The sequence below is a fragment of the Haloarcula regularis genome (assembly GCF_029338315.1).
In the GTDB taxonomy this organism is placed as follows: Archaea; Halobacteriota; Halobacteria; order Halobacteriales; family Haloarculaceae; genus Haloarcula; species Haloarcula regularis.
The window spans coordinates 1641527-1654570 of the sequence record NZ_CP119794.1; the positions used below are offsets into that span (position 1 = coordinate 1641527).

Annotated in this window: 11 protein-coding genes and 1 pseudogene; 5 read left to right on the forward strand and 7 right to left on the reverse strand. The window is 55.9% G+C overall.

What is annotated here, in order from left to right; genetic code table 11:
• Positions 1-11: 11 nt before the first annotated feature.
• Both P1N55_RS08940 and P1N55_RS08945 read right to left on the reverse strand, forming a co-directional pair.
• Positions 12-278, reverse strand: a complete 267-nt coding sequence (locus P1N55_RS08940) for a hypothetical protein (RefSeq protein ID WP_276278555.1) — start codon at positions 276-278, stop codon at positions 12-14.
• The gene (locus P1N55_RS08945) at positions 262-1233 is read right to left on the reverse strand and encodes a sugar ABC transporter substrate-binding protein (RefSeq protein WP_276278556.1); all 972 of its coding nucleotides are present in this window, start codon (positions 1231-1233) and stop codon (positions 262-264) included. The genes P1N55_RS08940 and P1N55_RS08945 overlap by 17 nt, the downstream gene beginning before the upstream one ends.
• A gap of 156 nt (positions 1234-1389) precedes the next feature.
• Here P1N55_RS08945 and P1N55_RS08950 point away from each other — a divergent pair, with 156 nt between their 5' ends.
• Both P1N55_RS08950 and P1N55_RS08955 read left to right on the forward strand, forming a co-directional pair.
• Positions 1390-2166 (forward strand): ATP-binding cassette domain-containing protein, encoded by a 777-nt coding sequence (locus P1N55_RS08950; RefSeq protein WP_276278557.1) that lies wholly within the window; start codon positions 1390-1392, stop codon positions 2164-2166.
• A gap of 139 nt (positions 2167-2305) precedes the next feature.
• Entirely contained in the window at positions 2306-3433 is a 1128-nt protein-coding gene (locus tag P1N55_RS08955; RefSeq protein ID WP_276278558.1) for a hypothetical protein, read from the forward strand.
• A 231-nt stretch (positions 3434-3664) separates the two neighbouring features.
• On the opposite strand, the gene P1N55_RS08960 is transcribed toward P1N55_RS08955, so the two are convergent.
• The 5 genes and pseudogenes from P1N55_RS08960 to P1N55_RS08980 all read right to left on the reverse strand — a co-directional run bounded on the left by P1N55_RS08960 (position 3665) and on the right by P1N55_RS08980 (position 9458).
• Positions 3665-4294 carry a DeoR/GlpR family DNA-binding transcription regulator gene (locus tag P1N55_RS08960; RefSeq protein ID WP_276278559.1) on the reverse strand — a complete coding sequence of 210 codons (630 nt, stop codon included), beginning with the start codon at positions 4292-4294 and terminating at the stop codon, positions 3665-3667.
• Positions 4295-4423: 129 nt separating this feature from the next.
• Positions 4424-5224: a class I fructose-bisphosphate aldolase gene (locus tag P1N55_RS08965; RefSeq protein WP_276278560.1), complete on the reverse strand. Its 801-nt coding sequence runs from the start codon at positions 5222-5224 to the stop codon at positions 4424-4426.
• Between the two features lie 1346 nt (positions 5225-6570).
• Positions 6571-7294 (reverse strand): annotated as a pseudogene (locus P1N55_RS08970) (integrase core domain-containing protein); the annotation flags it as partial.
• Between the two features lie 182 nt (positions 7295-7476).
• Positions 7477-8034: a hypothetical protein gene (locus P1N55_RS08975; RefSeq protein ID WP_276278561.1), complete on the reverse strand. Its 558-nt coding sequence runs from the start codon at positions 8032-8034 to the stop codon at positions 7477-7479.
• Positions 8031-9458: a DUF58 domain-containing protein gene (locus tag P1N55_RS08980; protein ID WP_276278562.1), complete on the reverse strand. Its 1428-nt coding sequence runs from the start codon at positions 9456-9458 to the stop codon at positions 8031-8033. The genes P1N55_RS08975 and P1N55_RS08980 overlap by 4 nt, the downstream gene beginning before the upstream one ends.
• A gap of 346 nt (positions 9459-9804) precedes the next feature.
• Between P1N55_RS08980 and P1N55_RS08985 the strand changes: the two genes are divergently transcribed.
• The 3 genes from P1N55_RS08985 (at position 9805) to P1N55_RS08995 (ending at position 13029) form a co-directional block, all read left to right on the forward strand.
• A complete protein-coding gene (locus tag P1N55_RS08985) occupies positions 9805-10077 on the forward strand; it encodes a DUF433 domain-containing protein (RefSeq protein ID WP_276278563.1) in 273 nt (90 codons plus the stop codon).
• Positions 10077-10445, forward strand: coding sequence for a DUF5615 family PIN-like protein (locus tag P1N55_RS08990; RefSeq protein ID WP_276278564.1), 369 nt, complete (start codon positions 10077-10079; stop codon positions 10443-10445). Before P1N55_RS08985 ends, P1N55_RS08990 begins: the two co-directional genes overlap by 1 nt.
• Positions 10446-10944: 499 nt before the next feature.
• Positions 10945-13029 (forward strand): hypothetical protein, encoded by a 2085-nt coding sequence (locus P1N55_RS08995; RefSeq protein WP_276278565.1) that lies wholly within the window; start codon positions 10945-10947, stop codon positions 13027-13029.
• The last annotated feature ends 15 nt before the right edge of the window (positions 13030-13044 follow it).

Sequence of the window (13044 nt, forward strand, 5' to 3'; positions counted from 1 at the left end):
ATCAAACACTCTTACGCGAGATTACCCCAGAGGTACGGTGCATCTGCGTTCTCTTTGGTCACAGTGACGCCGCTGGTTTTGAAGTAGGTCTGCATCCCGTCGTCGAATTCGAGTTCCTCAATCTGTGCGGGCGCCCACAGCGGGTCCGCCCACGGGTCTATGCCGTCGTGTTGATTCCCGGTCGCGAACGTCTGGTCGTCGGCGGTGATCTCCTGACCGACTTCCGGTATGACGCCACTGTCTTGACCAGCATCGAGGTAATCAACAATGTACTTCATCGTGATGGGCGTAGAACAGGTTCGGCTGGTCGATGGCAGCGTCGAAGTAGTCGTTCCGGATCGCATTGAGTGTGTTCGGGCCGGCATCGAGTCCGACTGTCGTGATGTGCCCCTCGTTACCGATTGGTTCTTTGACACCCTCGTTCTCGAACGCCGACATCGAAGCAAGCCCCGACAGCAAGTCCGGGCAATACAGCGCATCGAAGTCGTCGTCGCGCTGCAACTGCGTCGAGATCTTGTTCGCAGCATCCTCCTGGGTCTGGTCGTACTCGAGTTGAGCGATGATTTCGATATCGTCGTACTCTTCCATCCCGGAGACGAAGCCTTCGTGGCGCTGGACGAACGTCTCTGTATCTTGTGGGAGGAGAACTTCGACGACTCGTCCCTCGGGGGACCCGTATCGTTCTTCGAGTCTGTTGGCCATGACACCTGCGGCGGAGTTCGCCGCGTCCTGGTTACCGAATGCAGTGAACATCGGAACCTCGGACGTCGCCGCTGTGGAGTTAGCGGTGAAGACGGGTATGTTTTCGGCGTTGGCCTCTTCGACCATCGTCACCGCAGCGTCTGATTGCACCGGACTGGTCAGGATCGCATCAACGTCCTGACGGACGAGGCGTTTGGCGTCATTGATCTGCTTCGCCGAATCGAATTCACCGTCGGTAACGGTCAGTTCCAGGCCTTGATCTTCAGCGTACCACTCTGCACCCTTCCGGAACGCACCCATCCACGGGTCACCTCCGAGACCCATGATGGCAAATCCGATATGATAACTCCCATCTCCACCGGACGTCGTCTTTGTCGACGTTTGGGTCGACCCGCCATCTCCAGAGGAATCCGAACCATCCCCACCGTCACTACCACCGTCGTCGCCATCGTTGGAACTCGAACAGCCAGCAAGTGCGATACTTCCCGTCGCGCCTAACGTCTTTATTAGGTTACGTCTGCTAACAGTCATGATTGTTTGTCGACTACGATTTGTGATGTATATAGCCTCATATATAAATTTTACTCTGATACACCGGTCGGTGGCGGACCTTATCTGATCAGTGCGTCGGAGTTGAGAAGCAGTATTGTCGTCAATTATAAATACTTCCAATTGGCTCGTGTAACCATGGTTAGTGAAAGCGAGCCACTGGTCGAAGTTCGTAACATCACGAAGAACTTCGGTAATATTCAAGCTCTGAACGACGTCGACCTCACACTTCGCGAAGGGGAAATTCTCGGATTGCTCGGAGATAATGGGTCGGGGAAATCCACCTTCGTGAAGGTACTCGTGGGAATCCACGACCCGAACGAAGGTGAGGTCTTTATTCGCGGGGAGCCGGTCGATATCGGTGGTCCGAAAGATGCGCGGCGTCACGGAATAGCGACAGTTTATCAGGATCTGGCAGTCGTTGATGAGATGTCCGTTGCGGAAAATATGTTTCTCGGTCGGATGCCGCGAAAATCAGTGGCCGGCCCTGTCTCTATCATCGATTACGACCAGATGCAGGAGAGAGCAGAGAAGATACTACGCGAGCGACTCAATATCCATCTCGATCCGACCACCAAAGTCGAGTCACTTTCTGGTGGTGAGCGACAGGCTGTCGCCATCGCTCGGGCGCTCGTCACTGACCCTGATATCCTGATTATGGACGAACCGACTTCGGCGCTGTCTGCGGACTCCACCGAGCGGGTTCAGGAGTTGATCAGATCGCTACGAGCCAACGGTATCTCGGTGTTGATGATTAGCCACGACCTCAATGAAGTGTTTGACCTGACGGACCGGATTACAGTCCTGAATAACGGCGACCTGGTCGGAACAATCGACACTGACGACGTGGTCGAAGATGACGTACTCGGAATGATGATGGGTTCGATGCCCACGGAACAAGCCCAGTCGGCATAGCGTCAATCGATATCTCTGCGAGACATCTATCGGACAGGATACAGATTCTCTCGAGGATCGCGTGGCCCCACGAAATGTCCACCAACAGCCACGGTTACCTACAATCAGACTTTATTATGGCCCCTCGAATTGCGGTCGTATGGCCGAAAGAGCGACATCAGACGAAACAATAGCAGCGATAGAAGCGTGTCAGCAGGAACTCCCCGCCGAATTCCCCGGCGGCAAGCTCGCCTTCGGGTTCGACGGCGTCGTTGACAATGTCCGAACGATGGTCGAGACACGTCAAAGTCCGACGGAATACGAACGACTGGAGCGCCTCTCGGACTTAGAAGATCTATTGAGCGATTCCGTCGCCAAGGGGAGTTCGCTCACAATCGAGTGGGAAAAAGAGGGGACGCGTACTGGTGGTCACGCGTGTCATCTCTCCCGCGCGTTTAATAAATTGGATGCGAACACCCTCATGATCGGGACCTATGGTCAGCCGGTCCAAGAACCGTTCACGACGGAGTTCTCTGAGTCGACACTCCTCACCATCGGGGAACCCGGATTCTGCGACGCTGTCGAGTTCGACGACGGGAAACTAATGATAAGCGAGACCAGTGAAGCCGCGTCGCTGGACTGGGAGAAACTGACTGAGCGTGTGGCTGTCGAAAGAGTGGCCGACGCGCTTGACGGCCGTGATCTGCTGGGAGTTGGATATTGGAACGTGACCTCGGCGCTTCCGGAGCTTCTCGACCGGCTTGTCGAGGAAACATGGCCACTTCAGGATTCGCCCCCGGACCGGATATTCCTCGATCCAGGAGATATCCGGAACCTCCCGGACGACCAGATACAGCAGGGGGCCGCACATCTCGAAGCAATCAACCGAAAGGTGCCGGTCACGGTAAGCGCGAACAAATCAGAGACCGAAAAGATAGCCGGAGCGGACGGTGGAGAGGCCAGTGGGACACTTCGCTCAGACGCCAAATCGGCACACGAAATCCTCGGAATAGACCAGTACGTCGGGCACGGTCGAACGGAAAGCGCCGGCATCTCTCAGACCAGATCCACCGCAATCAAAGTACCAACGACAGACTCACCGTCGATGACGACAAGCGCGGGTGATCATTTCAACGTCGGTTTCATAATCGCACACCTCGCCGGGCTTTCTTTACCTGCAGCAATGGTTGTAGGTAATGCCGTCGCCGGTAGTTTCGTCAGGAACGGTGTTCCTCCGACCTACGACGACATATACGCCTTCGTAGACTCGTATAGCGAGATGCTCTGACCAAGACAAAACTGCTCCTGTGGCTCTTTCTTCAATCGTAACGACAGGGCAGGAGTGGTGAACACCCAGTACAGCTGCCAGCGTCACCCTTCTTAATCACTTTCTGCCACGATCAATTCCGTCTCAACCTCTTCAAATATCTCGGTGAATTGCTCGGGAACGCTCGCATCAGTCACGACCCCATCGATATCGTCGAACGTCGCGAATTCTCTGAAGTTCTTCTCTCCAAATTTATCCGAGTCGGCGACGACTATCGTTTGCTGAATTCGCTATCAATGTTCGCTTAAGACTTGCCTCGGGTTCAACATGCACTGTAAAGATCCCCTGTTCATCTATCCCCATCGTCCCAATAAACGCAATATCGAAATTCGAAGAGCGCACGTAGTCTTCGGCTGTTGAACCGACGAGCCCCATCGACTTGGTTCGAAGGGATCCACCTGTCACCTCGACGTTTCCCTCCCTCTTGTTGAGCTCGATCGAGTGTAGCGGGGAGTTCGTGACACCCATAAACGACCCATCTTTCGGGGCTTCCTTAGCGATTTGAAACGTCGTCGTCCCGGAGTCGAAAAAGACGACCTGTCCCTCTTTGATCTCGGTCGCTGCTTTCGTTCCGATGACTCGTTTCGTTTCTATCCCTTGGACTGCTCTTTCATCAAATGACGGTTCAGAACCGACGGTCGTAACTGGAATTGCCCCACCGTGTGTCCGCTCAATCAGATCACGATCGTCGAGATCATCGAGGTCTCTGCGGACCGTAGTCTCTGAGACATCGAGTTCTGTAGCAATCTTGCTCACCGACAGTCCGTCAGCGTTCTTTACGAGTTCAACTATTTTCCGACGTCGCTGCTCTGGCCCCATCATAGCTGTTCACCTCTGTCCACATGCCAACGGGGTGTTCTTGCTAAACGGGTCATACAAGAACAACCGTGGGAATACGCTAATAAGTTTATGATGGACCAGTGAAACTGCTCCGCCTTTTGCGGGCCGTATTTAGTCCCAGACTTCTTCCACAGTCGCACCCTCGTGAACGATCTGAGTGAGTGCAGCGACTGTCTTGGCGGGATCCTCTGATTTCCAAACCGTTCGTCCAATCATTAGCCCACGGGCGCCAGACGCGATGGCATCCTCGACCGATTTTAGCATTTCTCGTGTCTCACCGGACGCGGGCCCGCCAAGGATCATCACTGGAACTGGTGAATTCGAGACTATCGGCTCGAATGACTCTCTCGTACCCGTATACGGTGCTTTGAGTATATCCGCCCCGAACTCCCATCCCATTCGCAACCCGTCAGCCACGTACGCTGGGTCTGTCTCGAGCTGATCAGGGATGCGCTGGCCCCACATCACTGGTTCGACAACGAGCGGGATGCCAGTACCACGGAGATCTTCGGCTAATTCGGCGACATACTTGATGTTCTTCTGGAAAATATCATTGTCGTCCCGACCGAAGACGAGCACTGTCTTTACACCGGCCGGATCAAGGTCTTTCAGCAATTCGGCATCGAACGCCGGTGTCCAGAGATCTTCGTCGTGCTCTCTGCCCGGACTCGTGGACCATGTGACCACGTCTGCAGTGAGTACGACTTCGACTCCTGCGTCGGATAGCCGATCTTGATACCGGCGCGCAAAGTGCGGACCGACAAGAACGGCATCTGCACCTCCGGAAATCACTTTATCCAGGGTTTCGGGTGGATTCTCGAATCCCTCCGGAGCGCCCAGAGATAGTCCATGGTCGAGAGCGACAACTACTGAATTACCAGACGGTGTGTCTAGCAGCTTGCCTACAGTCATTCGAGACTCACTTTGGGTGTATCACTCCACATATAAATAGTTTCCCCGAACTCCGCAACCCATGTCTTCTCCGAGCGTGCCCCCGATAACCTCGGTGAACACGAAAGCACCTGACCTGCGCGACCCACCGCACAGCCTTCTCGCAGATGTCACGCTGGTGGGACGCAATATCGGGCAATACGAATCTCAAAATCACGGTCGATTAGTCTTCGACCAGAATACTCGGGGTGTTGTAATTGAATGCAATTAGCCGATGATGCATATTTAAGATTGTTTTGATTTAATATAAGTTGATAGAATACAGGAATATATTCTCGGGTGGGAGTCGCTCTCACACTCTGGATGCAATTTTCGTTCATGAACAATCTAGACGGCAATACGTATTGCAGGACACTCGAATATTTCTGAATGTTACTGGTTAAATTAATATTCTAGAATTCAGAAAACGCAGTCATTATTCGTTTGAATCTGTCTGAGTTGGACGGTCGAATTTCCGATTGGTCGATATGATCGGTTCGGATTCTAGAGATGGATGACAGGGTGAGCCCCTGCGATCAATCGGAGTAAAACCACTCTCTTCACCTCCCAATAGTTTCGGCGAATATTGTGGATGTGTGTCCTCTACATATCGCCTACAGTGAGTGCCGCAGCACAGTCTGGGCTTAGACACCGGCGTCAACAGAGATTGGAAATACAGAACGGGAGACCGTCATGCAAAAAAAGGACACTCAACCGAGCGCGATTGCAGGGAAAGAATCGGAACGTCAGAACCCGTAATTTCACCAACGAAGTTGGACTTGATCCATCTGACTTCGAGTTTACTCACTCGGCACAATAACATACGTACCCGTGTTATGGTCAGGGAGGTTCTGCAGCCCCGACATTCTGGGAACACGTTCCTCCAATCACCACAGTTCCTGGTCTTTCAGACATCGAGTCGCCGCCGACCTCGTCCGTGAAGTCGAGTCACATTCATCGCGGCTGTCGGATGCTCCAACGAAGCGATTGTACTGGGCCTCTCGTCAGGCATTAGTATTAGAGAAGCCCATCGTGTGGACACCATCCTGTCATCGGTCGTGATGATCTGGTCGGTTCATCTCGTTCGTCGCCGTCCAAGCAGTTTTTCGACAAGGTACAGACGTTTCTAGACCAGAGTTGAATCAGAAAGGACATATAACCTCAATTTTTGCCCATTTTAATTACAGATAGGGAATATTCATATACACGATTAAATTTTTGATGGGTATTTCCCTACAGTATATACCTATTCCCCAATTTAAATCTGTATATTTCGATCTTACGCAGTCTTAAGCTATAGTGTATTTCTGGTTGAGCGCTTTCTAGTTCTATATGATTTCAGCTGGCGTTCGGCTGCCGAGTGCTTGGTTCGGTCGTTCGCGGTTATAGTGGTGTCTGAAGCGGCGTAATCACTGTTTCGCGCTGGATTGGCTGCCCCTCCAGACAGAGTGAAAGCGGTCGATTCGCAGGGTCACAGTCTGGAACTATTTTTTGATGAGGTCCCGGATGTGGAATTCGAGCCGGCCGCTTTAATCGTGACGAGCGAGGGCAGTCAAATAGCCCGCAGCATCGACGAGAAACTCTGACTCGGCAACATCGTGTTTCTCGGTGAGCCGATGCAGGAACGCCGTCCTCAGAAATCTGCGATTTCTGATGGGCTGTACGAGAACTGCATTCTCGTGAACGCCGCGGGGTCAGTCTCACGGCGACTGGACAAGTCGATCTCAAGCGGCAACTTTGACTCAGTATCGACGGCGGCGTACACCCACTTCTTTTCGCCATCTACTTCGAATTGTTTCTCGTCAACCGGGACCCGCGACGGCTGTGCCATCGGCGGGTCGCGCTGAGCCTCGGACAGAGTATGAGCCAGTACCAAACCGCACCGTGAGAACGAACGACACCCAGCAGATCTAAGATAGCACCCATCTCTCTGATCGACAGCCCCGCCGTATGGAGACGTACCACAAACCGTCGGATGGGTGTCGGGATGCGCTCATTCTCCCACTCGTCTTGGCTGTCCTGGTCTAACGTCTCTCTGAGGAGGTCTGCGAGTCACATGAGCACTTCTCACTCCCTTAACCAGACAGTTCCTTGGAGCTTCAGTTATCGCGGGACTCGTGGATTGACCAACTATGCCTACCGCTCAACCTCCGTATAGAGACGGAGATATGCGCTATCGGTCTGTATCACAGCGACTCCTGTCAGCGTTCTCGTACTCGACTGTGATCGAACGGTCACGCAACCGCTGTCTTGTCTGTATCGTCCAGCAGCAGGTCGAGGTCCAGCAACAACCGGTAGCAGAGATAGGAGACCGCCCCAAACAGGAGCAGGAGTCCGACGATGGTCTCGAGCAACTCGAGACGGGAGTTGAACACGAGTATGGTCGCCCCACTCAGGATAGCCACACCCGTGAACGCGACTGCGGCAGCGGTGGATCCGGTGTCAGACCACACATCTGCGACGAGGAGGGCACCGAGCGTGGCTTCGGCTGGAAGCAGCCCGACGAGACCGGTATCTGCTGCCGTCATGGCGACGAGTGCGAACTGCCCGATCGCGACGGGGACGATCGGTGGAAAGACGAGCCAACTGAGTGCGACGACGATCCAGGCGATGATGCCGAGGGCACCGCCGAGTTGCCAGAACGCCACCAGCACAGTCAGGAGAGCGATACCCCCGAATGGACTTCGCTCCGTGTCCCATCGACTCTCCTCGAGCAAGGCAGCGCCCAGCCCGAACGGAGTCGTCGACGAATCTGCGTCATCGACGGACTCGGACGCCGACGTCGACGTCACTGTTCGACCCTCCGGCGCCGGTTTCCAGCAGAGAGCACGGCCGAAAGTCGATCACTGGGGCCCACCTCGAACGCACTGACGCGTTCGAGGGCAGCCAGTTCCCGGCGGAACTCCTCGAACGCCGTGTACCGTCGGTAGGCGTCGTCCAGGTCGCCCAGCGTGTCGAGGTCGTAGAGGACGCTCGGGGTGAGGAAGACGACCACCTGGCCGTTACCACGGCGGGCGACTTTCACCGCCTCACGGAGTTCTGTGGGGTGCTCGTCGTCGGTGATGATGATGGTCCGGATCGAGCCATCGAGTTGGACTGCCGCCGTCCTGAGGCTGGCAAACAGTGGTTGCTCGGCGATACGCTGGACGTACTGGTCACCCGCAGCGAAGAAGGGATGTAGTTTGGCACTGAACGGGCTGTCGTCAGTGAGGTGGTTGGCCGTCCGGCGTGCGTGGGCCGGGTCCATCGGCTCAGCGGACTGAGCGTCGGTGGGGCCGGTCGTTGGCTCGAGGGCTCGCAGCTGCTGGGCAATCGTCCGGTAATGGCTCTCGTCTGCGTTCGGTTCGGCTCTGTGAGCGATGCCGCCATCGCCGATACTGTACCACCCGAGCGGGTCACCGAGTTCCATGGCGTTCTCGACGAGCGCGAGGGCGAGCTGGCGAGCGTAATCGAGTTTGGTTTCCCCGTCGCGGCCGGTCGCCATCGTTGCTCTATGATCGACAAATAGAGCAGTTTCGAGATCGGTCTCGGCTTCGAACTCGCGGACGTGGGGTTCGTTCAGCCGCGCCGTGGCCTTCCAGTCGATCTGGTGAGCACTGTCACCAGCGACGTACCGCCGGACCTCTGCCGGGGTGAGTCCACTCCCGGTCTTGCCTGTCGAGTGTTCACCGAAGCCGGCTGCGAGTTGTTCGCCACCTTCGCCGACGTGGATCTCGCGCGGCGCACGCGGTTCGACGGTGACCGTCGGGGTGGTGCCACGGGTGGTCCGTACTCGGAACAGACCCAGTGAATCGGTGGCGGTTACGACGGGTTCGTCGAACTCGAACTGGCCGGCGATGGGCCAGGACAGTGTGAACGACTCCTGTGAGCGTGTCTCGCCGGGTTCGAGCGAAGACGATGTGCTTCCCCCGTCGCTGCCGATTGGCGGCTGCGTCTGAATCTGGACGTGCACGTCGACAGGGTGTGTGGTCCGTGCGGTGAGTCTGCCCACCGTCGTTTCCTCGGCCGTCAGTCGAGTTCGATCGAGGTCTTGCTCGACCGAGAGTGCATCGACTGTCTCGTTCGTCGAGCTGATGAACCGATACTGTCGCGTGAGGAGCCACGCGCCGATGATCCCGGCCCCGACGAGCACGATGGGGCGTTCGAGAACGAACGCCCACGCGCAAAGTGCGACGAGGACTGCGACGACCACCCAGTATCGGCGCGTCACCTCCATGTGGGTTTCCGAACGGGGGAGGCGTAGTTAAGTGTTACAGGATTAGTCCCCTCCTCAAAGAGCAACGTAGTGAGCGGAGCGAGCGAGTAGCGCAGTAGGGCGGGATACAGCCGTACGCCCAGCTCAACCAAACGTTCAAGTCTAGACACGACCAACCAACCGATAGTGGTCAAGGAAGCGTTCAAATACACTGCCGAGCCCGAGGACACCACTACTGCCAGGAGTGCGTGGAACGCGATTCAAGTTGTGGGGAGTTCAAGACCGATTCCGTCAGTGTCCCTGTGGATCGAGCGTGACAGATCGGCTGCCAGAAAAATATAACCGACGAGAGTGTCTATCGAAGCATATGAGTATCGCCCGTGACGACGATGTGCTCGGTGGCGAGCCTCGAATCGACGGCACGCGTATCGGCGTTCGCCATGTGGCTGCACGGGTAATCGATAGAGGGCAGTCTCCCGCTCACGTCGGGGATCAACTGGATGTCTCTCTTGCAGAGGTGTACGAGTCTCTGTCCTACTACTATGCACACATCGACGAGATGCGTGAGCTCGAAGCGGAGAACGAAGCAGCGTTCGAACGGATGCAAGAGACGTCACTCAAACCCAAAGAGACCGTCTAGTGACGGGCGCTCAGATCCTCCTTGACGAACACGTCGGTCGAGTGTTCGAACGACTGCTTCGAGAGCGCGGACACGAGGTTGCACAGGCGAAAGATCAATTCGGAGAATACACGAGTGACAAGGAACTGGTGTCGTGGTGTGGTGAGTCTGGGGCCGTCCTCGTGACCAACAACGCAAAGGATTTTGAGCCGCTGCACCACGAGTACGACCATGCGGGTATCTTTCTCTACTACGAACAGAACCTACCAGACACAGACCCAGAAGGACTTGCTCGAACCGTTGACGAGATTTTTAATCAGTATGGCGTCGAGGGAGTTGAAAACCAACTCGTCGATCTCGGTGAGTGGTACGAATGGCTCCACGAGTGAGAGTCGACTATTTTTACCACCATTTGATCATGAGTGAAGAGTTCTGAAACTGCATTTGCGTAAATAGATCTCATAATTAGACAACTATATTCGAATATTTGAGTCGAATCATCTACTGTGGGTTTGTGATCCAGTATTTTCGAGTTTGATTATAAATTCGCTGAATATAAGTAAGTAATTTTGAGTCCCCTCTCACACATCAACATTAATGTCGTGACCAAACGATAAGTGGTAGAAAATAACATTCGAACCGGTTGAGAGGGGGTTCAGCAGTATGCCGGTTTATCTACCCGATTCATGACAATAGAATTTCAGGCGTACACTTGTTATTCAGTTTTCATATCTTCGGGTATTGAGTAAGACTAAGTCAAAACGATGGTTCAACCATAGAGCATCGAGGGCGGATTCACACTATCGGTAGGCCGTGTCTCGAACGGTCGCACTGTCGTACCGGTTGGCAATACGTGGATTTTTCATTCAGCACCGATACCGAAGGAGTGTGCAACAAACGGGGCCAGGGCACGCCGGCACCACGGCGGTAGTGGTGGCTGTCGTGCTGGCGCTCCTCGTCGGATTCGTGACACCGGGAGTCGCGACAGGGTCTGGTGACCATCTGTCGGGGCCGGTCGCCCAACAGACCACGCCGTCCAACGAGACGACGGAGCAACACGAAAATCCTGAGCAAGTCTCGCAGCAAGGCGACGCTGAACAGGTGAGTGCCTGGCTCGAGCGACGACTCACGTCTCGCGTGGAGGGCAGTGCGGTCGAAATCTCACAGGGTGAATACGACCAGGCTCGTGCTGTGCTCGGTGATGAATACAACTCTCGACTCGAGCAATACGTCGATGTCGCCGGCGAGACTGCTGGAACCGAGGACGACCAAGTCGTCGAGACACTCCGTGAGACGCGCGAGCGACAGCAGGAATACGCGAATGCGACCCAATCCTATCGGGAGACGTACGACGAGTATCAGGAGGCCAAAGCGCGTGGGGATATCTCGGGTTCGCGTGAGCATGCTCGCGAACTCGAGAGGCTTTCTGAACGAGTGACGACGCTCAACGAATCGCTGCGTCGGGACTATACCACGATTACGAACGGGACTGGTGTTAGTACGCAAGAAGCGAAGGCAGCGACGTCGAACACGACACGGGAGATCACTGCACAGCAGGAAACGGTTCGGACCGAGACATTCGCCGAAACACGGGTCGACGTCGAGACGAACGGGTCCGCCGTGGCATTCGATAATCCCATAGCCATCTCCGGTCTAATGACCCTGCAGAATGGAAGTGCAGTCGCGAACCAGTCCATGGAGGTCGTGGTCTACAATCGAGCGTACGAGACGACGACCGACTCTAATGGACGTTTTACTGTGACCTACCGACCGGTTTCACTACCTGTCGACGCGACCAACGTGACTCTCCGGACGATCCCCCAGCGGACATCGCCCTATCTGGGTTCGTCGACGAATATCTCGGTCGACGTCTCACAAGTCTCGCCCTCGTTTGAAATCGCGACGAGTCCGTCGCAGGCTGGGTACAGCGACACTGTCGAGACACGAGTCGTCGCGACAGTCGATGGACGGGTCGTGCCGTCGCTTCCCGTCGAGGCGTCACTGGGTCCCAGCACAGTCAGAGGTGCGACAGGCGGTTCCGGCCGCGTCACACTTGCCTCACGCGTCACAGCGACGGTCCCCGAAGGCTCACAGGACATTCGAGTGAGACATGCCCGTGCCGGGAGAGCGATCAAACAGGGGTCGACGACGGCACCCATCACCATCACCGGCAAAGAGACTACCCTGACGGTTACTGCGACACACCGTGGTGCTGCCGTGCGTGTCAACGGTCGTCTTGCGACGTCAGAGGGAATCGCGGTCGGTGCGCAGACCGTGACCGTCACTGTGGGTGGCACCGTCCGATCAGTTGAGACGAGTGACGATGGGCGGTATCAGGTGACCGTCGACGACGTCCAGCCGGCCGATGTCGAGAACACCTCGGCGGTCCCTGTTACGGCACGGTTCGACGGCAGTGGGACCAATCTCGGAGACAGTCGCGTGGAAACGAGCGTCCGGATGAAGGCACTCGGCGGCTCTGGTGACGGCTCAGCTGATGGATTCCTGGGCACTTCGACGATAGAGATCCTCGCTGGAGTCGGACTCGGAGTCTGTGCACTGCTCGCGGCGTGGCAGTGGACGCGACGAGAAACGAGCTCTGGGGCGTCACCCGCGGATGTGTCGACCACGCAGCATGTAGGCACCGAGAGCGAGGAACGGAGCCAGTCACAGCAGTGGCTTGCCCACGCACGGTCGGCGCTCTCGGCAAACGACGCGGAAGCGGCGACGATCGCGGCCTACGCAGCGATACGGAGACAACTCGAAGAGCGTGCCGAGCTTTCTGACTCTCTCACGCACCACGAGTTCCTCTCGGCGTGTCGGGCGAACGTCGAACAGCTCGACCACGCAGCACTCACTGCAGTAGCGGAGGCATACGAGCGAGCGACGTTCGCGGCACAGATCGATAGCGAGGCAGCCAGCGCTGCCGTCGAGGGGGCAGCTGACCTGCTTGGTAGCTCCGAGACTGACGGGTAGGCTTCGACCGACCGC